Consider the following 22,441-nt stretch of genomic DNA (forward strand, 5'->3'; position numbering starts at 1 on the left):
CTTATTCAGTAATTTTTCCGGATCAAGCAACTGATAGGTTTCCAGGAATTCTTCTATTCTGTTTTTCAACTCTTCCATGGTATCTGCCATATTTTCTCTGGTAAGAGGCTGATTCTCAGGGATTACCTGCTCAATAATTCCAAGGTCCTTCAGATCTACGGCTGTCAGCTTCATTACTTCTGCGGCTTCCTTTGCCCGTGTGCTGTCTTTCCACAAAATAGATGCAAAGCCTTCTGGGGAAAGAATTGAATAAATGGAATTCTCCATCATCCAGACCTGATCACCTGCGGCAAGAGCAAGGGCCCCACCGCTGCCACCTTCTCCAATTACAATAGAAAGCACCGGAACTTTAAGGCTGGAGAGCTCATACAGATTTCGGGCAATTGCCTCTCCCTGGCCCCGTTCTTCCGCCTCCAGTCCACAAAACGCCCCGGGTGTATCCACAAGGCAGATCACTGGTCTGTGGAATTTTTCTGCCTGCTTCATAAGACGCAGGGATTTTCGGTAGCCTTCCGGAGAAACCATGCCAAAATTATGGGCAATATTCTCTTTTGTACCATTTCCTTTTTCCTGGGCGATCACAGTTACAGGCTTTCCTGCAAGGTATGCAATACCGCCAATCAGAGCCGGATCATCGCCAAAAAGTCTATCTCCATGAAGCTCTGTAAAATAATCAAACAGCCATGGAAGATAATCTTTTCCTGTTGGACGTTCTTTGCTTCGTGCAAGAGAAACATGCTCCCAGGCAGATTTTTTTGCTGTGATTTTCGTCGTAAAATCCACATTTAATTTGTTGTTTACAGACATGCCGTCAGCTGAATCAGATTTTTTTTCTGAAATCTTCTCTGCATTTTCCTGTCCTTCCAGACTTTCCGCACAATCATTTTTACAATGCATTTTCAAGAGTCTGGCCAGTGTTTCTTTCATGTTCTTTCGTTCTGCAATCTGATCAATAAATCCATGTTCCAACAGAAATTCTGAACTCTGAAATCCTTTAGGAAGCTTCTGCCGGATCGTTTGTTCTATCACTCTGGGACCTGCAAAACCAATTAATGCACCTGGTTCTGCCAGGATAATATCTCCCAACATGGCAAAGCTTGCTGTCACACCACCGGTAGTTGGATTCGTAAGGACACTGATATAAAGAAGCCCGGAATCGCTGTGTCTTTTTAAAGCTGCGGAAGTCTTTGCCATCTGCATCAGGGATACAATTCCTTCCTGCATTCTGGCACCTCCTGAGCAGGCAAAAAGCACTACAGGCAAACGTTCCTGTGTTGCCCTTTCCACTGCTCTGGCAATTTTTTCTCCCACATTTTCTCCCATACTAGCCATGAGAAAACGGCTGTCACACACTCCAAGCACTACAGATATTCCGCCTATTTTTGCCTTTCCTGTGACAATTGCTTCGTCCAGGTTTGTCTTTTCCTGAAGCTTTTTTACCTTCTCTTCGTACCCTTTATAGGACAAAGGATTACTTATTGGCATTACCTTATCCCACTCTTCAAAGGTTCCTTCATCTGCCAGCATTTCGATTCTTCTCCTTGCATGAACACGGAAATAATTGCCGCAATGCGGACAGATATAGGCATTCTTTTTCACCTCATCTACAAATACAGCGGCCTTGCAGGCATTGCATTTCTTCAGCATACCATCCGGCACTTCTGGTTTCAGTTCTTTATCTGCACCTGCAGATTTGTTTGCAATTGTACGTTTAAAGGCATATCTAAGCTTCATTTACCTTCACTCCTCCGATCTGATGACTCTCCAGAAAGCCGATATCAAATACACCTTTCTGATAGTCCGGATCGTTCATAATTTCAAACTGATAGTCTACATTTGTATCAACACCCTGAATGATCATTTCTCCCAGAGCGCTTTTCATTTTTGCAATTGCTTCCTCACGGTTATTGCCGTGTACGATCAGCTTTGCAAGCATGGAATCATAATACGGTGGAATCTGATAACCATTGTAAATTCCTGTATCTACCCGGATTCCCTGGCCTCCGGGAAGATGAAGATCCGTGATTGTTCCAGGTGACGGGCGAAAATTTTTCCATGGATTTTCGGCATTAATACGACATTCTATAGCATGTCCCTGAATATGAATATCTTCCTGGGAAAAAGGCAGAGCTTCCCCGGAAGCAATCCTTAACTGCTCCTTAACCAGATCCAGACCGGTAACCCATTCTGTCACAGGATGCTCAACCTGAATACGGGTATTCATCTCCATAAAATAAAATTTCCCTGTCTTTTCAAGGAGAAATTCAATAGTTCCGGCATTTACATAATGTGCTGCTTTCGCCGCTTTTACTGCTGCAATTCCCATCTCTTTCCGCAACTCTTCTGACACTGCCATAGAAGGAGATTCTTCAATCATTTTCTGATGATTTCGCTGAATCGAACAGTCCCTTTCTCCAAGGTGTACTACATTTCCATGACTGTCTGCAAGGATCTGAAATTCAATATGTCTGGGATGTTCCACAAAATGCTCGATATACATGGTTCCATCTCCAAATGCGATCTGAGATTCCTTCTGGGCTGTAAGAAATGCCAGTTCAAAGTCCTCCGGAGAGAAGGCAGTTCTCATACCTTTTCCACCGCCTCCAAGAGCTGCTTTTATGATGACCGGATAGCCAATCTGACTGGCCTCTCTTGCTCCTGTTTCCACATCCAGAATAGCTTTTGTAGTGCCGGGGATTACTGGAACTCCTGCTGCTTCCATGGTATTTCTGGCAATCTGTTTGTTTCCCAGATTCTGGATTACCTGTGATGGAGGTCCCACAAAAGTGATGCCGCACTGCTCACAAATCTGGGCAAATCTGGCATTTTCAGATAAGAAGCCAAATCCAGGATGTATTGCATCTGCACCGGATACTATGGCGGCACTGATAATACTTTCCATATTCAGATAACTTTTAACAGAAGGTCCCGGTCCAATACAGATGGCTTCGTCTGCAAGCTGCGTATGCAGGCTTTCTTTGTCTGCCTCAGAATACACTGCAACTGCTTCTATTCCCATTTCCCGACAGGCGCGGATGATCCTTACGGCAATTTCTCCGCGATTGGCAATTAATAACTTTCTGATCATAATTTCACCCTTCCGAGTATCGTAATATATATCTATCTAGCCCACCATAAAAGTAAGTTCCGCTTTCACTACAACCTTTCCATCCACAGTTGCCACAGCCTCTCCAACACCCATAGGCCCTTTCTGTTTCATGACTTTCATTTCCAGTTTTAGCTTATCTCCAGGCTGAACTTTCCCTTTAAACCGGCACTTATCAATGCCGCCAAAGTAAGCAATCCTGCCTTTGTTTTCAGGCTTGGAAAGAATCGCGACCGCACCTGTCTGTGCCAGTGCCTCCACGATCAGAACGCCTGGCATTACCGGCTCCTGGGGAAAATGTCCTTTAAAAAAATCCTCCCGGAATGTGACACATTTATAGCCAACAGCAAATTCTCCCGGTTCATAATCTTCGATGTAGTCAACCAAAAGGAACGGGTGACGATGAGGAAGGATTTCCTCAATTTGTTTTATATTTAAGTGATTCATATCTGCTCCTATTTCATTGAAAAACAAATGTATTTATCCTATTTTTGATAAAATGGTCTGCGTGTCAAAAGGGATTCTGACCTTTTAACATGGATATTATAAAATTTAGCTTCTTTCTATATCAACGGATTACAAATAACGGCTGTCCATACTCTACAGGCTGACCGTTTTCAACCAGAATTTCTGCAACTTCTCCATCAAAATCGCTTTCAATATCGTTCATCAGTTTCATAGCTTCTACAATAGCAAGAATCTGTCCTTTTTTTACTATATCTCCCACTTTTACAAAGGCAGGAGCATCCTCAGATGGAGCTGCATAGAATGTTCCTACCAGAGGAGATTTCACAGTATTTCCTGTTGGTTCTCCGTTGGAAATCACTGTATCTGAAGCCTGTTTTTTCTCACTTGCAGAAAGTTCTTTATCCGCCATTTTTCTATCTGGAGCCTGTTCCGAAATGCTATATTTTTCTCCATATACGAAACCTTTTTCTCCTGTTTCAGCACCCGATAATATGTTATTTTGCATGGTTCCAGGTATGATCACAGGTGCAATTTTATTATTTAAAGTCAGTTTCACTCCATCACCTTCATAGCAGAAAGACTCCAGATGAGAAGCTGATACATGGTCGACCAACTTTAATATTTGTTCAAATTCCATGATTTTTTCTCCTTATTTACAGCAATTTCTACAGCAATTCATACTTTAAATATATCTTTTCAGTACCTTCACAGGCACAGGCTTCGCAAACTGATAATACTCGCTTTCACCTGTATTTTTTCATTAAAAGTACTGCGTTATGTCCACCAAATCCAAGAGAATTGCTCATAGCATAATTTACTTCCTGCCGTGTTGGTCCGCCGATACAATAATCGAGATCCAACTCTTCTTCTGTCTCCTTTGTGCCTACAGTCTGATGAATAAACCCTTCCTCAATAGACTTCACACAGACAACAGCTTCCACACCTCCGGCGGCTCCTAAAAGATGTCCGATCATAGATTTAGTAGAATTGATTTTTACCTTCTTTGCCGCATCTCCAAGTGCTGCTTTAATGGCTCTTGTCTCAAAGAGATCGTTGTGATGTGTACCGGTTCCGTGCGCATTAATGTAGTCGATTTCTTCAGGTTGTACACCAGCTTCTTTCATGGCATCCGTCATAGCATGCGCCGCTCCGCTGCCGTCTTCAATCGGAGACGTAATGTGGTAGGCATCGGCAGTTGCGCCATATCCCACTACCTCAGCATAGATCTTCGCACCACGTGCTTTTGCATGCTCAAGTTCCTCCAGAACAACAACTCCGGCTCCTTCTCCAATTACGAAACCGCCTCTTTCTTTATCGAATGGAATGGACGCACGATATGGATCCTGACTGGTGCTAAGGGCGGTCAGATTCGTGAATCCAGCCACACCAACCGGGCTGATCGCACCTTCCGTTCCCCCTGCGATCATAACCTCTGCATCACCATACTGGATTGCACGAAATGCATCTCCGATACAATGTGTTCCAGACGCACAGGCAGTCACTACGTTGGTGCATTTTCCCCTTGCACCAAGAGCAATGGATACGTTTCCAGCGGCCATATTGCTGATCATTTTGGGAACAAGAAGAGGGTCAACCTTGGATGGTCCGCGCTGGATCAGTCTCTGATCTGCAGATTCCATTGCCTGAAGGCTCCCAATTCCGGATCCCACGATCACTCCAACACGGAAAGGATCTTCTTTTCCCATTTCAATTCCTGCATCTGCCATAGCCTCCTTTGCTGCAGCCACTGCATATTGGGAAAACAGTTCCATTCGTTTGGCAGATTTGAAATCCATATAATCTTTTGCATTAAAATCTTTTACTTCTGCCGCAAGCTTCACCTTAAAATCTGCAGTATCAAATCTGGTAATTTCTCCGATTCCTATTTTGCCTGTTTTTACACTTTCCCAGAAGGCCTGCACATTATTTCCCACAGGTGTTACTGCTCCAAGTCCAGTCACCACTACACGTCTTTTACTCATAACATTCCTCCATCTACGCACAAAACCTGCCCTGTAATATATCTGGCTTCCGGTGATGCCAGGAATGCTACTGCCTTGGCTACATCCTCCGGTTCACCATAAGTTCCCATAGGAATATTCTTCAAGGTTTCTTCTTTTACCTTATCAGAAAGTACATCTGTCATGTCCGTTCTGATAAAGCCAGGAGCAACGGCATTTACGGTAATTCCTCTTGATGCAAGTTCCTTTGCTGCAGTCTTTGTGAGACCGATCACACCTGCTTTTGAGGCTGCATAATTAGCCTGTCCGGGGTTTCCGCCGATGCCAACAATGGATGCCATATTTACAATGCGTCCGCTTTTCTGCTTCAACATCTGTCTGGCCACATGATGAATGCAGTTAAAAGTTCCTTTAAGATTTGTATCTATAACCCTGCAGAAATCATCCTCACTCATTGCCATCAGAAGCCCGTCTTTTGTAATTCCTGCGTTATTCACCAAGATATCTATCTGTCCATATTTTTTTACTGTTTCTTTAATAAAAGCACCGCAGGCATCAAAGTCAGATACGTTGCACTGACTGGTTTCAGCCGCACCTCTGGCAGCAATAATCTCAGCTTTCACTGCCTCCGCTTTTTCTTTTGAACCATTATAATTTATAACTACAAATGCTCCCTTAGCAGCAAGCTCAAGAGCAATCGCTCTTCCGATTCCACGGGAAGCACCTGTTACAACTGCAATCTTTTTTTCTGCATTCATTCCTTGTTTTACTCCTGTAAAGTCAGGTGAATATCATATTTTTCCAGCACGACAAACATTAACTTTTCCTTTGTTAACCACTTCTGAATTTCTCCGTATCGGCTGCTTCTGATAATACCTGTATTATTTTAATTAACTGTTTTTGGTCTTATTTTCTACTGTGTATAAGATCTGAAATCTGTTCAAGATCTTCCACATTCTGAATATTATAGGTCTTCATTTCCGGCGCTATTTTCTTCATAAAACCAGCCAAAGTCTTTCCGGGACCAATTTCTACGAAAGTATCCACACCCTCCTGAATCATCTTTTCCACACTCTGCTGCCAGAGAACAGAGGAAGAAATCTGCCTTGCAAGAAGATTTTTTGTCTCGCTGATGTCTGTCACATACTGGGCGGTCACATTGGTCACATAAGGAATCTTCAGACCGGAAAGCTCTACTTTTGACAGTTCTTTTTCCAGTTCTTTTCCTGCATTTTGAAGCAAAGAGGAATGAAAAGGGCCACTTACTGCAAGGGAAAGTACACGTCTTGCACCGGCTTCTTTCAGCTTCACAGAAGCTTCTTCTACAGCAGGTTTTGGTCCTGTGATAACAATCTGTCCAGGGCAGTTATAATTGGCAATTTCAGCCTTTGTTCCTGCAATTGCGTTCTGGATCTTATCTGCATCAAGACCTATAACAGCTGCCATAGAGCCTTCTCCTGCCGGCACTGCGTGTTCCATAAGGATTCCTCTTTTTCGCACAGTTACTATGGCATCTTTCACACTCATTCCACCTGAAACAGCAATGGCACAGTACTCTCCAAGGCTTAATCCGGCAGTTATATCCGGATGAAGCCCACACTCCTCCACCACTTTTTCCATTGCAAGACAGGTGGTTACCAGTGCTGCCTGCGTATATTCCGTAAGGTTTAATCTGTCATTTTTTTCAAAGCAAAGAGCTTTCATATCCAGAGAAAGCCATTGACTTGCCTGGTCAAAAACCTGTCTGGCAGAGGGATACTTTTCATAAAAATCCTGTCCCATTCCAGCCTTCTGTGCTCCCTGTCCAGGGAAAAGAAATGCGATCTTACTCATAAATTCCAGTTCCTTTCAACAACGCATCCGTCTCTTTTACCAACTTTCTGATCAGTTCCTGACAGCTCATCTGCTCCTTCACAAGTCCTGCACTCTGACCAGCCATAACGCTTCCCATTTTCACATCTCCGTCTACAACAGCACGGCGCAGGCTGCCAAGCGTCATCTGCTCCAGTTCCTCAAACGGAACTCCTTCTGCCTCTTTTTTCAAGTATTCTTTTGTCATCTGATTGCGGAGAGCACGTACCGGATGACCGGTGGAACGACCGGTTACCTTTGTATCAATGTCCTTTGCTTTCAGTATCATATCTTTGTAATTCTGATGTGCCCAGCACTCTGTGGTTGCCACAAAATGAGTTCCCATCTGAACGGCTTTTGCACCAAGCATGAAGGCTGCTGCAATCCCTCTTCCGTCTGCGATTCCACCAGCTGCAATAACCGGAATGTTCACTGCATCTACGACCTGAGGCACCAGAACCATTGTGGTTGTCTCACCGATATGGCCGCCGGATTCACATCCTTCTGCCACTACGGCATCCGCTCCGCATCGCTCCATTCTCTTTGCGTGAGCCACAGAAGCAATAACCGGAATGATCTTTACTCCTGCTTCCTTCCACATTTTCATGTATTTCTCAGGGTTTCCTGCACCGGTTGTAACCACTGGAACTTTTTCTTCCACAATTACCTGTGCAATCTCATCTGCGTATGGACTCATCAGCATAATATTCACACCAAAAGGTTTATCGGTCAGTTTTTTCACCTCCCGTACCTGCTGACGAACCCAGTCTGCAGGAGCGCTTGCGGCTCCAATCAGCCCCAGCCCGCCAGCTGCTGAAACAGCTGCTGCCAGATGATATTCTGCCACCCAGGCCATGCCGCCCTGAATGATCGGGTATTCAATTCCAAGTAATTCCGTAACTTCTGTTTTCATGAAATTCTCCATTCTGTAATTCCGTTATACCATGCCCACCTATGGCAAATACATGCCGGAATCATCCTGTAAACAACATATATTTCTTGACATTCCGGCTTATTATTTATGTATACTGCCAAAGCCTGAATACAAAATTTCCAAATTACTGGCGACTCTGAAGATAGCTTTCCACATCACCGATGGTCTTAATATTCTCAAGATCTTCAGTAGGAATCTCTACCTCAAACTCTTCCTCCAGTGCCATTACCATCTCAAAAAGATCAAGGGAATCTGCTCCGAGATCTTCTTTGAAAGATGTTTCTGCTGTCATTGTACTTACGTCTGCTCCTAATGAATCTGCTGCAATTTCTTTGATTTTTTCTAACATTTTTTTGTTCTCCTTATTTTGTTTTTTAGATTTTCAAATCCATTTTTCAACTTTTTATGATTCAAAGCTTTACATGGTTGCTGTTCACTTTATATGACCAGAGTGTGTTTGAAAAAGACATTCTGCAAAATATACTGTAAAATAGGGCGCGCAGATTGCGGAAATGATTTTCAAAACGCTCTCTAACAACCTGTATTTATCAGCCTGAATTACCTGATTTCCAGAGCAAAGCAGCTTTTTTATCTGCTATAGTTTTATTTTTCAAAGCCCTGATACACATTTTTACCACTGAAGCAGGCTGGCTCCATAGGTAAGTCCACCGCCAAATCCTGAAAGGATAATCCAGTCTCCTGAATTTAATCTGCCTTTTTTATTCCACTCATCCAGGAGAAGCGGAATGCTTGCGGAGGATGTATTTCCCAGATTTTCTATATTCATCGGATACTTTTCCAAAGGTTCGTTCATGTGTTTTGACACTGAAGCAACGATTCTTTTATTCGCCTGATGAAGCATGTAAAAGCGGATTTCTTCTTTTGTTTTTCCTGCTTTTTCCAAAACCTCCATAATCACTTCCGGAACTTTGGAAACTGCAAATTTGAATACTTCTTTTCCATCCATCTGCATGTAAGTTGAAGAAATATCTGCGTCTTTTTCTATAAATTGCTGCTGATTGCGGCTGACACAGGTAAGGGCTTCGCCTTTACTTCCAATAGAATGAACAGCCTGGGTATAGACTGCATTTTCTTCCGCTTCCAGCACCACCGCACCGGCGCCATCGCCAAACAATACGCAGGTACTTCTGTCCTTCCAGTTTGTAAGATGGGAAAGAGTTTCAGAACCAATTACCAATGCCCTGCGATAAATCTGCTGCCCCAGATAGGCTTGAGCTGTATTCAATGCCAACAGAAATCCTGTACATGCACCGTTCAGATCAAAGCAGGCTGCGTTCACTGCACCGATCAGTTTCTGCACTTCACAGGCAGCACATGGCATAATCCTTTCAGATGACATGGTAGACACCAGGAGCAAGTCAATCTCTTCCGGTCGCATTCCTGCATCTGAAAGAGCTTCCTCAGCCGCACGAGCTGCCATATAAGCAACGGTCTCTCCACCGCTTGCAATATGTCTTTGACCGATTCCGGTTCGCCCACGAATCCACTCATCACTTGTATCCATCATGTGGGACAGTTTGTCATTGTCCCACACCTGAACCGGCCTGTAGGAACCGGTTCCCTTTATTTTTCCAACCATAATACCCTCCAGGTATGTTGTGTAGTTTCTTGTTTTTAATTTAAAATAGTTTGATTATCAAAGTATATCATATTTTTGGGCTTTGTCAATAAAAAATACTGTCAAAACCAAACTTTATTTTGTTTCGGTTCTGACAGTATTTAGGGGTTATTTCTTTACTTTGACTTTGCAGGTAATTTTTTTGTTTCCTGACTTCACTGTAATTGTAGCTGTTCCTTTCTTTTTCGCAACTATTTTTCCTTTTAAATTTACTGCTGCTACTTTGGAATTGGAACTTTTATAAGTTACTTTTTGCTGGCTGGTGACTGGTGTGAGAGTAACTTTCAGCTGAAAGCTTTTTCCTTTTCTGGCAAGGATTATATTCCGTTTATTCACGGAAACAGACGTTGTTTTTACAATGCCTTTCTGCACTTTTACCTGGAAAATCCTGCGGCTTCCGTTGGTATAAGTGATGGTTACCGTTGCTTTTCCGGCTTTTTTACCAGTGATTTTGCCCTTCTTATCCACTTTGACAATTTTCTTATTGGTGGTGCGGACTGACTTTATTTTACCACCGGACTTGTAGGTTTGTTTTACCCGTAAGGTAAGTGTGGTGGTAGTTTGCACGGGTGTCGCAGTCGGCACTGGGGTTGCAGTCGGGATTGGAGTGACGCTTACAGTGGGTATCGGTGCTACGCTCGCGGTTGGGGTCGGTTCCGCACTTACGATCGGCGTCGGTTTCACGCTTACGGTCGGAGTCGATTCCGCACTTGCAGTCGGGGTCGGAGCCACACTTACGGTTGACGTCGGTTTCACGCTTACGGTCGGAGTCAGTTCCGCACTTGCAGTCGGAGTCGGTTCTACGCTTACGGTCGGAATCGGTTCTGCACTTACGGTTGGCGTCGGTTTCACGCTTACGGTCGGAGTCGGTTCCGCACTTGCAGTCGGAATCGGTTCTACGCTTACGGTCGGAGTCGGTTCTGCACTTACGGTTGGAGTGGGTATCACGCTTACGGTTGGGGTCGGTTCCGCACTTACAGTCGGGGTCGGTTCCGCACTTACAGTCGGGGTCGGTTCCGCACTTACCGCCGCAGTTGGTGTCACTGTAGGCACAACTGTAACTGCGGGCTCATTTTTCCCCTTATTATCTGCATAACTCTCTTCTGCCAGAACCGGCAAAATAAACACAGGACCAGCCGTTTCTGCTGAAGTAGTAGAAAAACTGGTATACTCCACACGCTCCTCACCAATGGTAATATATTGCCCCTTTGTAGCCCTTCCTACCAGCAAATACCGTGAAGATGGCGGGGTTCCCACATCATCCCATGTGGCATCCACCAGATACCAGTTTCCATCATCCATCTGTACATAATTCCACATGTGCGCTCCAGGAGTTCCTGAAGAAGTTCCCCTGGCTGTTCCGCTGACACAGGCACAATTTATTCCCATATAATAGCAGAAAATTTTCATGGATTTCGCATAGCCCTCGCAGACAAATGCAGGATCTGCATCCAGAAACAACGAGGCGGCAGAATGCACCCACAAAGTATTATCGTTCCTGTAAGTAACTCTCTGACAGATATAATCATGAATCCGCTTTATTTTCTGCTCCATATCCATGCCCACAGTCTGCTCATTCAGCTCTGCAACAGCACTCTGAACACCACCCATAAAATCCCCCATTCGAGTATGGGCATTCTCACTGATTTCCCTGTTCGCCGGTTTAAAGGTGAAATTCTTAAAGGTTCCCCTGTATCCGGTAGAAGAGGATCCATCCCGAACACAGCTGACCCGGTATCCATAGTTGCTGCCCCTGAACCAGAATGCCTGTGGATAATCATAGGAAAAAGCATCTGAAGCTGCCTGAATGGCTGTTTTCACATCATTGGTAGCCTGTACATAGCTTTCTCCTTTTCTCTGAAAACTGCCATCCTCAACAACTGCTTCAAATGTAATGGTATCAGGAAATTCAAAAAGAAAATCAACACTGTCCAGATACTGGCTGTAATCCACCACATAATTCTGCACCAGAAGATCATACAAGGCCTTTGCATTTCCATCCAACTGAGCACCATAGCTATCCGTGTAATAGTCCAGAGAAAAAAGGCTGATGCCGCTGTCAACGGAATCTCCTGCAATAGCACCGGAGATGATCTCACCAGATTCTTCTGCCTCAATCCTGTCATTTTCCTCTGTGGAAATTTCAGCCTGAAAGCCATTTAAATCCTCATTCCCCACTTCAGGAGCAGCTGAAAATTCCTCCTCGTTCTCCTCGTCAGCCCATATTTCTTCTACTGCCCCAAAGCCTTCTGCATCCTGCATTTCTGCGGCAACGCACAGGGGCTGAGCAGCCATGACAAATGTTGAAAGTATAACCAGTAAGCGCTTCCGTTTCTTCATTTATCCCTCTCTTTTCTTATAAATCATTGCATATTTATTTCCAATTCGTTATAATATTTTAACATGAAATTTTATTTTTGTGTGAATAGCAGAGCATATTTCACAAATATTTTTTTACACAGGAGATTCTATATATGAATAAAGAAAAGAAAATACCAGGACATATCCTCTCGCTTTTTATCATTCTTCTCTCTATCAGTGGTGTATGTCTTCTTATGTATAAAGCCCAGTTTCGGTTTAACCTTCATCAGCCCATTGAATATGTTATGATGACAACTCACAAGCCCACAGGTACCATAACCTTGACCTCGGATTCCCCCGTTCTTACAGAGACATTTACCTGTACAGTTCCTGAGTTGAAGATGTTTACACTTGAGGGCACTGCAAAAAATAAAAATTCCGATGCCCGCCTTTTCATCACTCTGGCAAATGCAGATTCCGGAGAAATTTATTATCAGGCAGAACACGCACTTTCCGTTTTCCGAGCAACAAAAAAGAAAGAACTGACCTGCGATCTGCCCCAGCCAGTAAGTGCCTCTGAAAATGCACATTTACAATTAAAACTGGAATTAATAAATGGGGACAAAACGGTTCTTTCTTTTACATCAAATGAAAAACAGGCCCTGGTTCAGGAGTTTAACAACGATACAAACAGCCATACAAATATTATTTATTCCTTCACTTACGGCGACAATAATTTCATGCTTTATTTTTATATTGCGCTGTGTGTGATCTTGCTTTTATTTATAATAATGACATTTTATCTGATCATTATCCGCCAGATGACTGTGACGAAATTTTATATTCCTGTTGCTTTATTTCTGGGACTGATTTTCCAATGTCTGGTTACTGTTCACGGAGTTCCGGATGAACCAACGCATTTTGATGCAGCTTACAGCCTTTCTAACAAAATGCTGTTTGTAAAAAATACGGAAACCCCAGGCAATACCATATATAAACGGCGTTGTGATGCTCAGTTAAGCGATATGTTAAGCAATGGACTGGAGACGAACTCCTACTACCAGCTTCTGTTTCACAGCTTTGAGTTTGCTTCGGATACGGATCTGATTGAAATTTCCTATGTAAGCACATCAGGTCTGGTTCCTGCAGTCGTTTATGTTCCGGCTGCAATAGGACTTAGTATTGGACGGCTGCTGCATCTTTCCCCCATGCTTACCTTCCAGCTGGCAAGGATCTGCAGTCTTGTGGTATTTATCCTTCTGGTCTATTTTGCCATTTGCATTGCACCATTTGGAAAAAATCTTCTGGGAGCACTTGGGCTTTTGCCTATCACACTGCAGCAGGCAGCTTCTGCTTCCTATGATTCTGTGATAAACGGGTTCATCTTTTTGTTTACGGCACTGTGTTTTTACCGTTTACATAACCCTAAGCGAAAAAAAAGTTACCTGATCGCTCTTGGATTTCTGGCACTGTTCATTGCAATTGTGAAAGGCGGGGTTTACCTTCCACTTTTGTTATTGCTGCTCATGTGTTTTTCCCATGTGCCCCATCATCACATGCATAAAAAGATGCGCTGGATCGTTCCTTTATGTATCTGCGTGGGAGCTGTCCTTTTAATTGCAGTTACTTTAATTAAATTTATGCCTATGTTTTCTGCAATGTTTGCCACAGATATTTCTGCGGATCCGGAAAATACTATTTATCCGATTTCATATGTATTCCAGCACCCGCTCCAGACCATTTATATTTTATGGAATACGGTCATCCAGTGCAGTGACACCATTCTACGAGGCTTATTAGGTGGAAAATTATCCTGGCTGGATATTAATATCAACTGGTCCCTTTTAATAGTATTCCTGATCATTCTTTTACTGCTTGTAAACGTAAAAGGAGACGCCCCGGTTTTCACCAGGAAAAACCGGACATTTATCGCCTTTAGCTGTCTGGGATCTTTGCTGCTGATCATGTTTTCCATGATGGTCGGTTATACCACAATGGATTGTGATCATATACAGGGCATTCAGGGACGTTATTTTCTTCCTCTTGCTCCAGCGCTGTTTTCCCTGTTCTCTACAGCTATGGTGTCTGTGGATCATAACCGCAGCTGTAAAATATGGGAAACTATGATGGTGATTGAAAGTCTTGTTGTTGTACAGGCTATAACAATGATCATATAACAAAAAGTGGAAGCCTTTTTTGTGCTTCCACTTTTTATTATTTCTCCAGGCAAATCTATCGCCTCTAGAGCGCGTTTGAAAAAGGCTTTCCGCAAAGTGGGGCGTGCAGATTGCGGGAATGATTTTTCAAACAGGCTCTGGCGTTATTACCATATATAAATGTCCGTGCTTCGCACTGCTGTCCAGAAGCTTCATTGTAATTTGTTATACTGCTCCTGTATCCTCTGCAGTTCCATTTCAAAGTCCTGCCGGTTCTTCTGAACCATTGTCTGCAGGACCAGTCCGGAAAACAATGACTGAATTGCTCCCAAAACAGCAAAACCACATACGATCAGAGTAGGAATTTTTCCCACACGTCCGGTTTCAAGGAAGGTTACAAATACCGGGATAAAGAATCCAATTCCAAGGATCAAAAGCACTGCTGCCATCAGTCCGAAGAATGCCATTGGCTTATAATTACGGTATAATTTGGCTATGGTTTTCAGTACCCGGAAGCCATCTGAATATGTATTCAGTTTGGATTCACTGCCTTCGGGACGGTCTCTGTACTCGATCACTTCATTTTCGATATACATGTTCTTATCAACTGCGTGAATGCTCATTTCAGTCTCAATCTCAAACCCCTTGGATAATACAGGGAAGGACTTTACAAACTGGTAGCTGAATGCTCTGTAGCCTGTCATGATGTCGTTTATCTGGGTTTTAAACATAATGTTAATGCATTTACGCACCAGACTGTTTCCAAAATTATGGAATGGCCGCTTGTTCTCTGTAAAATAAGTAGATGACAGACGATCTCCCACTACCATATCAACCTTTTTATTCAATACCTTCTTAACCATTGAGGGGGCAAATTCTGCGGGATAAGTATCATCTCCGTCTGCCATGATATAACACTGTGCATCAATTTCACGAAACATCCTGCGAATAACGTTTCCTTTGCCCTGCTGATATTCGTATCTGACTACAGCACCTGCTCTGCGGGCAATTTCATCTGTATGGTCAGTAGAATTATTATCGTATACATATATTACCGCTTCCGGCAATACTTTCTTGAAATCTGTTACAACCTTTTCTATGGTTTTGCTCTCGTTGTAACAGGGGATTAGTACTGCTATTTTATCCATTTTAAATGCTTTCCTTTCCGGCGATTCTTAAGTAAGTTTTCTTTACGCAAAAAATCCGTCGATTGTCTTGTAGCTTTATTTTACTACATAGACAATCGGCGGGCAAGGGGATTGTTCCCCAAACTATCCGATCAATACTTTTTTCCCCTCAAAAGCAAATCCATAATGGAAAATATTCTCTTTCTGAACTCCCCGGCTTAAAAGCTCACAGTCATAATCTTTTTCGTTTATCTGCTGTAATGCATTTGCTACAGTATCTTCCAATGTCTTTTCTTTACGTGGATTAAATACTTTAAATTCCAGGACAAAGGCATCTTTCGTTTTCTCCAGGGGTTCCAGCATAACATCATATCGGCCAAATCCACTTTCCCGATTAGAGGTAACCCGATACTTTCCTGCAAGTTCAACAATCAGCCCAAGTACAAATCCATGATAAAATCTTTCAGGATTGGTATCATCAGACGGATTTCTGCCAGTATCAAAGGTACTGAAAGTCGCTTCTGCTACACGGTTCATATATTCATTCATATAATCCAGATCTTTTGCCAGAAAAGCTTTCAGAAAATCATTATATGGGACTGTTTCATCAGAAAACCATCCCTCCACCATATCTTCAAAAAGCATTTTGACTTCCTGATTTGTCAGAGCCAATTCATAGCTGTATCTACCACTGGATACATCAAACTCACTCTTTACAACTTTCAAATAACCGCCAGCAAGAAACAGACTCCAGATTGCCCCCTTCTTCCGCTGCAGCTGCTCAAAAATAATTTCCTCGTCAATTTCCGTCTGAAAGCTTTTCCCTGCCAACAGATCTTCCATGACCATTTTTATCTGAGCAGATCCTTCTCTTACCAGTTTTCCCACAAGCTGATTGGAACTGGTATTTGCCCAGTAGGGTCTTAGCTTCTTCTCTTTCAAAAAACATGTGATTGACCATGGATTATAAATATCCTTTTTGTTTCCAAAGGAAAATCCGTCATACCATGTCTGAACTTCGACTTGCCGATCTGACATTCCATACTTTTCCAGGGCGTCAAATACTTCTGTTTCTGTAAATCCAAAGCAATCAGCATATTGCTCAGAAGTAGTAGTTATAACTGTTAAATTGTTTAGATCAGAAAAAATAGACTCTTTACTAACCCGCGTTATTCCTGTCAACAGAGCTCGTTCCAGATAAGGATTTGTCTTAAATGTGGAATTAAATAATCCACGCATAAAACCTGTCAATTCGTCCCAAAATCCATACATGTAAGCTTCCTGCAACGGCGTATCGTACTCATCAAGAAAAATCAGAACCTTTTTTCCGTAATAACTGTGTAAGCACATAGAAAGACGCTTCAGTGACATTGCAGCAACCGCATCGGACATCGTTGGCGCAACCAGAGAAAAATAATCTTTTTCTTCCTGACTTAAGCGTTCACTTTCCTTTAAAAATCCAAATTCGGCATATAAATCCTGAATTACCTGACAGATTGCCTCCCGGGCGGAGGTAAAAGTCTGCCCTTTTATGTCTGCGAAACTGAAAAAAATCACAGGGTATGTTCCCTGAATTTCTCTATATTTCTCATGATTCCAGATTGATAATCCCCGAAACAGTTCTCCTTCTCCCCTGTATTTTTCTGAGAAAAAGCATTCAAGCATATTTAAATTTAAAGATTTTCCGAATCGCCTTGGCCGCGTTATCAACGTAGCAACATCCTGGCTTTTCCACCATTGGCGGATAAAATCTGTTTTGTCAATGTAGAAGCTATTGGCTTCCCGAATGGATGCGAAGGCGGTATTGCCGAGGGAAATTGTCTGGTGGGAGGTGTTTTTTATTTTCATTTTACTGCTACTTTGCTGTTCTGATACTGATAACTGATTGTTTATCTGTTCCGATTTGGAGTTTTCACCAATCTTCATTTAAGCGCCCTCCCATTTCATAATAATATATTTTTAAAGAAATAAAAATCCGCCGATTGCTTATGTAGTTACATTGTACTACATGGGAAATCGGCGGGCAAGGGGATTATCTAGTCTTCTACAAGTTCAAATCTATATCGTTGCTTCACTTCCGGGTACTTATCACGATCCACTTCTGAGGCAAACATTTCTAAAGGCCTAATATACACTTTAAAGTCACCATACAAAGCCTGATACACAACAAACTGTTCTCCAGTTTCAGAATGCTCTGCTATATATAAAACTTTATATTCATTTCCTTTAAAATGCTTATACTTTCTGTTCGTCTCAATTTGTCTCATCGTTATGCTCCTTTTTTATTAGCTTGACAAGTTCGGCTAAAAATCTCCATAAGAAAATTATTACACATATAAAGAAAAAACCAATTGCCAGCCAGATTGTTGGCTTTATGTCGACAAGCACAGATGTCCTTTTTAAGTGTCCTATAATCTCTGTTACCTGGTTAACAAATACCCTACAAAAATAGCCACAATAAATCCATCCAAAGCTAACTTTTTAAACTCAGCAATTCGTCGCAGTCCTGCTTTTTCCTCAATCTCGTTCTGCGCTTTTTTTAATGCACGTTCCTTTACCTCTTCTTCAATTTCTTCCCGAATTTCTCTTTTCAATTCTTTCTTCGTCATGTCAATAAAAAGAGCCAAATCCTCATCATTTACCTTCGAGAATAAAATATCCTTTTTCAGCTGTACATAATTATCAATCAAATTATCTAAGCTTGTTGCCATTTAATTATCCCTCTTTAATAAAAGACTTACTGCTTCAGCCACTTTATCTTCTAACTTTTTGGACGCAACAGCACCTCTAAACTCCTGTTCATTTTGATATACAGCATTTACTTTATTTTTATACATCTTCTCGCTTGATGGTGTACTTTTCAGTTCTTCAAATACTATCTGGGCAATTCTAACCCCTGGAAAAATTTTAATTGCATAATCAGTGGCATTAAACAATCCTAGTTTCAGATTTCCCTCATAAGTACTATTACAATGCTGATCACTTACTAACAGACCCAATCTGGTAAATCTCGTTCTTGGACGAATATGAGCTGTAATACTCTCTGGAAGCGCAATATTTTCCCTTAATGATACAAGAACATATTCTTTAGGAGATAACACATAACCACTAGCAGGAAGCTCCATTTCATCGTAAATTGAATCAATTTTATTTTGATCGGTAATATCAATACAGCGAACTTCCTTTTTTAGTACCGCAATACGTTTACCTATTGCTAAATCATATGACTCACTCTGCAATGACTCCTCAAAAAAGGGATTAATCATTCCAGCTGTACTTTTCTTTTCATTTGTACATAAAGCACGGATATCTTTATCTGTCAAAATCATACATAGTCCCCCTTTTAGTTTTTAGTCTGTTTTGATAGTATAGCATATTTTATGATTAAATACCAAATTTCTTTTTTGGATTATCCAGTAAACAACCATATATTCCCCCAAAATGTTATTTACCTTTTATCCTTCTTAAAAACAATAAGTTTACTCAATAAATAATTAACTACTATAACTACTACCTGAACGATGATCTTTGACAATTTGTCATTAATTTTACAAAGTGTAACCCCAAAAAACATTCCTCCCATATCAATAAACAGCGTAGCCACTCTGGACAAAATAAATTGGGATGCTTCTTTTACTTTATTCTGATTTTGACTCTCAAATACAAATTTTCTGTTTGTAAAATAAGCAAACGCGACAGCACCTATCCAAGAACATATATTTGCGATTTGAAGTTCAACTGGTTTTAAAGGATCCAGTACTGAAATAACCAATATATAATATATTCCAAGTCCAACAACAGTCGTCATTCCACCAACAATTATGTAATTGATAATTTCTTTATATTTTTTATATAATAATTTTATTTTCTTCATTTCTTAACCCTAAGCTCTTCTTCGTTATCATTCTCCCATGTACGTTCACTAATAATATATCTTGGTCTATGCTTAGATTCCATGTAAATTTTTCCAACATACTCTCCAATTACCCCTAAACACAGTAACTGAATCCCCCCCATAAAACACACAATACATACCGTGCTAGCCCATCCGGAAACAGTTTTTCCAAGCAAAGCGCCTACAACAGCCCAGATAACTCCAATAAAACTCAAAAACGCAATCAATATACCAGCAGTTGTTATCATTCTAATTGGTTTAACCGAAAGACTAGTAATTCCATCAAAAGCCAATGCCAACATTTTCTTTAACGGATAATGGCTTTCTCCTGCAATTCTTTCGTGCCTTTCATAATACACACTTGTACTCTTGAATCCAACTAAAGGTACCATTCCACGCAAAAAAATATTTACCTCTTTAAAATTAGCAAATTCTCTTAAAACTCTATTGGAAAGCAGGCGATAATCAGCATGGTTAAATACTACCTCAACCCCCATCCAATTTAATAATTTGTAAAAACCTTCGGCGGTAAACCTTTTAAAGAATGTATCTGTGTCACGTTTACTTCGTACGCCATAAACAACTTCGCATCCGTCCAAATAAGCGTCTACCATTTCATCCATTGCATTGATATCATCCTGACCATCACAATCAATTGAAATTGTAATATCACATTTATCTTTTGCTTCCATCAAACCAGCAAGTACCGCATTTTGATGTCCTCTATTCCGGCTTTGACAAATACCTATGTAATGGGGATCTGTCTTAGCTAATCTAGTTATAATTTCCCATGTTTTATCTTTTGAACCATCATTTACAAAAAGAATTCTACTTGAATCTGCAATTTTCCCTGCAGACACAAGTTCATTTATTTTATTTAAAAACATAGTACTTGTAATTGGCAATACCTTTTCCTCATTATAGCAAGGAATTACTATGAACAAAACAGGTTTCATTTTCAAGGCCTCCTATTGTTTTTCTTCAATTCTATTACATTAATTCAAATCAAAAACAGAATCCACTCGATTTTTTCTATCAAAAACATTATTATATTGTACTATTTTATAGCAATTAACTAGTTCTTCATATTCTTTTGGAAGTTCATCCATTTTATACCATTTTCCCATACTATCGCATATTGCACCAGTACCTATAATCGGAATTTTTTCCTTCATACTTAATAATGCTCTATTATATTCTGTCAATTCCAATCCCGCTTGCTCTAAAATGTAACTTCCAAAATAATTTGAACTCATATCTTCATTTTCTGAATCCAAAGTATAATTTGTCCATATTATATATGGCGTACGATGTTCCTGCTGTACTTCCTTCCAGTTTAAAGTATTAACATCTTTTTCAAAAAGTGCCCAAAAAAATCCTTCCTCAAGACTTGGCCAATGATCCCCATACATAACAAGCATTGTCGGTTCATCTACACTTTCAAAATATTCTACTAATTCTTTAAATGCCGCATCAGATTCTTTTTCTAAAGATAAATAAGTTTCTGCCATTGGATATTCTGCTGAGTAAGATAATGAAACACTCGTTTTAAAACCATTGGCAGAATTTTCATCATATCCACCATGGTTTTGCATTGTAACACAAAAAATAAATAGATTTTCATCATCTTTATTTTCAACTATGTGCTTTATCTTATTATAAGCGGATCTATCGCTTGCATATTCACGAATATTATTTATCTCTTCTCCCCAATTTTCTAATGTTATAAACTCATCAAATTGCATTTTGGAATATACTTGTGGACGGTTCCATCCATTAGCATAATAAGGGTGTATTGCTATAGTAGTATAGTTTTGTTCTTTCAATGTATTTGCCAATCCATACTGCAATCTTTTACAATATAATTGATATGCATTACTACCTACTGGCATAAATTCTTTGCTGTTTCCTGTCAGCACTTCATATTCTGTATCAGAAGTTCCACCACCAAAAGATGGAACATATAAAAATCCTTTCCTTGCATTTCCATTTAAGCTATGAATATAGGATAAAACGTCTTCAGAAGCAATATAATTACTAAATTCCCCAAAATCAGCTAAACTTTCATTCATAATGACAATTAAATTCTTTGGAGTAGTTAACATATTTTTAGTTCCAATGTTCTTGTCTCCAACCAGTTCTGAAATACTTTCATCTACTTTTTCAATCGAATAGCCTTCTGGTTTTTGAACTTCCAAATATTTAAATTCATTTAATAGTTTATATAAATATCCTTTATTTATATATTCTCCATTGATAGCCCACATATATAAATCTTCTGCTTCAAAAAAATTTTTTCCACAATATAGTCCTATTACAATTCCTAAAACAATTACGCACCGCAGCCATCCAGAATTAATTCCTAATAACGTTACATCTAATGTTTGAAAATCAATTTGATATAATAAAAATATCAACGTAGCAAATAAACATAAACATATAGCAGTAGATATTTCAAACCTATAATTTCCAACCACTTCAAGTGCAGTTCCTACACTATTTATATCCATTAAAACAAACGCCGTACCACGAAACATATTCACAAAATAATTCGTAAGCGCTAAAACACTTACCAACATAAAATATAAACAAATTGTAATATGCGCCTTTTTTATAATCATAAATAAAATTATGTACACACACATATACAAAATAAGGTTTATACATATATATTCTGGATAAAGCCCCCATGTTCCATCGCCTACAATTAATTGCCCCAATACCATAGCCCCAAAAGGGCTTGCAAATACTGAGAAAACATTTATGATTCTTATAATAAATGTATTTTTCTTATCAGCGTTTTCGTTTCTTAACAATACTACTAGTGCAAGCACATTCTCAAACAATATTATAAATGCTTGTTTTAAATTGATACTTTCCATATTTATATTCATTATAATCTTAAAATCAAGCATTATAAAAAGTATAAAAAAAATTATATTAAATATTTTTTTCTTTGAGATTCTACTAAAATTAAATCCTCTTTCTTTTTCCATACATTAC

General features: G+C 40.4%; 20 protein-coding genes and 1 pseudogene. 2 read left to right on the plus strand and 19 right to left on the minus strand.

The window, feature by feature from the left end:
* The 11 genes from accD to AB5Z12_RS13375 form a co-directional block, all read right to left on the minus strand.
* Positions 1-1,734, minus strand: a 1,734-nt coding sequence (gene accD, locus AB5Z12_RS13325) for an acetyl-CoA carboxylase, carboxyltransferase subunit beta (RefSeq protein WP_368368674.1), incomplete at its 3' end; no start/stop codon positions are given.
* The gene (locus AB5Z12_RS13330; protein ID WP_148462174.1) at positions 1,724-3,088 is read right to left on the minus strand and encodes an acetyl-CoA carboxylase biotin carboxylase subunit; all 1,365 of its coding nucleotides are present in this window, start codon (positions 3,086-3,088) and stop codon (positions 1,724-1,726) included. The genes AB5Z12_RS13330 and accD, both read right to left, overlap by 11 nt.
* 36 nt (positions 3,089-3,124) lie before the next feature.
* Positions 3,125-3,553 carry a 3-hydroxyacyl-ACP dehydratase FabZ gene (gene fabZ / locus AB5Z12_RS13335; protein ID WP_118578791.1) on the minus strand — a complete coding sequence of 143 codons (429 nt, stop codon included), beginning with the start codon at positions 3,551-3,553 and terminating at the stop codon, positions 3,125-3,127.
* A 121-nt stretch (positions 3,554-3,674) separates the two neighbouring features.
* Positions 3,675-4,211: an acetyl-CoA carboxylase biotin carboxyl carrier protein gene (accB, locus tag AB5Z12_RS13340; protein ID WP_148462173.1), complete on the minus strand. Its 537-nt coding sequence runs from the start codon at positions 4,209-4,211 to the stop codon at positions 3,675-3,677.
* Between the two features lie 106 nt (positions 4,212-4,317).
* Positions 4,318-5,556 carry a beta-ketoacyl-ACP synthase II gene (fabF, locus tag AB5Z12_RS13345; protein ID WP_148462172.1) on the minus strand — a complete coding sequence of 413 codons (1,239 nt, stop codon included), beginning with the start codon at positions 5,554-5,556 and terminating at the stop codon, positions 4,318-4,320.
* Entirely contained in the window at positions 5,553-6,293 is a 741-nt protein-coding gene (gene fabG, locus AB5Z12_RS13350) for a 3-oxoacyl-[acyl-carrier-protein] reductase (protein ID WP_148462171.1), read from the minus strand. The genes fabF and fabG overlap by 4 nt, the downstream gene beginning before the upstream one ends.
* Before the next feature lie 148 nt (positions 6,294-6,441).
* A complete protein-coding gene (gene fabD, locus AB5Z12_RS13355; protein ID WP_148462170.1) occupies positions 6,442-7,368 on the minus strand; it encodes an ACP S-malonyltransferase in 927 nt (308 codons plus the stop codon).
* Complete coding sequence (fabK, locus tag AB5Z12_RS13360) at positions 7,361-8,299, minus strand: enoyl-[acyl-carrier-protein] reductase FabK (RefSeq protein WP_118578783.1); 939 nt, start codon at positions 8,297-8,299, stop codon at positions 7,361-7,363. Before fabK ends, fabD begins: the two co-directional genes overlap by 8 nt.
* Positions 8,300-8,444: 145 nt before the next feature.
* On the minus strand, positions 8,445-8,669 hold the full coding sequence (gene acpP / locus AB5Z12_RS13365; RefSeq protein ID WP_118578781.1) for an acyl carrier protein: 225 nt from the start codon (positions 8,667-8,669) through the stop codon (positions 8,445-8,447).
* Between the two features lie 282 nt (positions 8,670-8,951).
* Positions 8,952-9,920: a beta-ketoacyl-ACP synthase III gene (locus tag AB5Z12_RS13370; RefSeq protein WP_173715828.1), complete on the minus strand. Its 969-nt coding sequence runs from the start codon at positions 9,918-9,920 to the stop codon at positions 8,952-8,954.
* A gap of 147 nt (positions 9,921-10,067) precedes the next feature.
* A complete protein-coding gene (locus tag AB5Z12_RS13375) occupies positions 10,068-12,299 on the minus strand; it encodes an Ig-like domain-containing protein (RefSeq protein ID WP_173715827.1) in 2,232 nt (743 codons plus the stop codon).
* Between the two features lie 134 nt (positions 12,300-12,433).
* Here AB5Z12_RS13375 and AB5Z12_RS13380 point away from each other — a divergent pair, with 134 nt between their 5' ends.
* Together AB5Z12_RS13380 and AB5Z12_RS13385 are read left to right on the plus strand one after the other, a co-directional pair.
* Positions 12,434-14,437, plus strand: a complete 2,004-nt coding sequence (locus AB5Z12_RS13380; RefSeq protein WP_173715826.1) for a DUF2142 domain-containing protein — start codon at positions 12,434-12,436, stop codon at positions 14,435-14,437.
* 91 nt (positions 14,438-14,528) lie between these two features.
* Positions 14,529-14,582 (plus strand): annotated as a pseudogene (locus AB5Z12_RS13385) (DUF6783 domain-containing protein); the annotation flags it as partial.
* A gap of 46 nt (positions 14,583-14,628) precedes the next feature.
* Here AB5Z12_RS13385 and AB5Z12_RS13390 read toward each other — a convergent pair.
* The 8 genes from AB5Z12_RS13390 to AB5Z12_RS13425 all read right to left on the minus strand — a co-directional run bounded on the left by AB5Z12_RS13390 (position 14,629) and on the right by AB5Z12_RS13425 (position 22,434).
* Positions 14,629-15,564, minus strand: coding sequence for a glycosyltransferase family 2 protein (locus AB5Z12_RS13390; RefSeq protein WP_173715825.1), 936 nt, complete (start codon positions 15,562-15,564; stop codon positions 14,629-14,631).
* Between the two features lie 123 nt (positions 15,565-15,687).
* A complete protein-coding gene (locus tag AB5Z12_RS13395) occupies positions 15,688-17,469 on the minus strand; it encodes an AAA family ATPase (RefSeq protein WP_330382747.1) in 1,782 nt (593 codons plus the stop codon).
* A 110-nt stretch (positions 17,470-17,579) separates the two neighbouring features.
* Complete coding sequence (locus AB5Z12_RS13400) at positions 17,580-17,810, minus strand: DUF1653 domain-containing protein (RefSeq protein ID WP_173734988.1); 231 nt, start codon at positions 17,808-17,810, stop codon at positions 17,580-17,582.
* A gap of 153 nt (positions 17,811-17,963) precedes the next feature.
* A complete protein-coding gene (locus tag AB5Z12_RS13405; RefSeq protein ID WP_368356936.1) occupies positions 17,964-18,254 on the minus strand; it encodes a hypothetical protein in 291 nt (96 codons plus the stop codon).
* Positions 18,255-18,872, minus strand: coding sequence for a dCTP deaminase (gene dcd, locus AB5Z12_RS13410; protein WP_173734990.1), 618 nt, complete (start codon positions 18,870-18,872; stop codon positions 18,255-18,257).
* Positions 18,873-18,991: 119 nt separating this feature from the next.
* Positions 18,992-19,417, minus strand: coding sequence for a GtrA family protein (locus AB5Z12_RS13415; RefSeq protein ID WP_173734991.1), 426 nt, complete (start codon positions 19,415-19,417; stop codon positions 18,992-18,994).
* The gene (locus AB5Z12_RS13420; protein WP_173734992.1) at positions 19,414-20,394 is read right to left on the minus strand and encodes a glycosyltransferase family 2 protein; all 981 of its coding nucleotides are present in this window, start codon (positions 20,392-20,394) and stop codon (positions 19,414-19,416) included. Before AB5Z12_RS13420 ends, AB5Z12_RS13415 begins: the two co-directional genes overlap by 4 nt.
* A 39-nt stretch (positions 20,395-20,433) precedes the next feature.
* On the minus strand, positions 20,434-22,434 hold the full coding sequence (locus AB5Z12_RS13425) for an LTA synthase family protein (protein ID WP_173734993.1): 2,001 nt from the start codon (positions 22,432-22,434) through the stop codon (positions 20,434-20,436).
* Between the last annotated feature and the right edge of the window lie 7 nt (positions 22,435-22,441).

Source organism: Ruminococcus sp. RTP21358st1_G6_RTP21358_211008 (genome assembly GCF_040908885.1).
In the GTDB taxonomy this organism is placed as follows: Bacteria; Bacillota; Clostridia; order Lachnospirales; family Lachnospiraceae; genus Blautia_A; species Blautia_A faecis.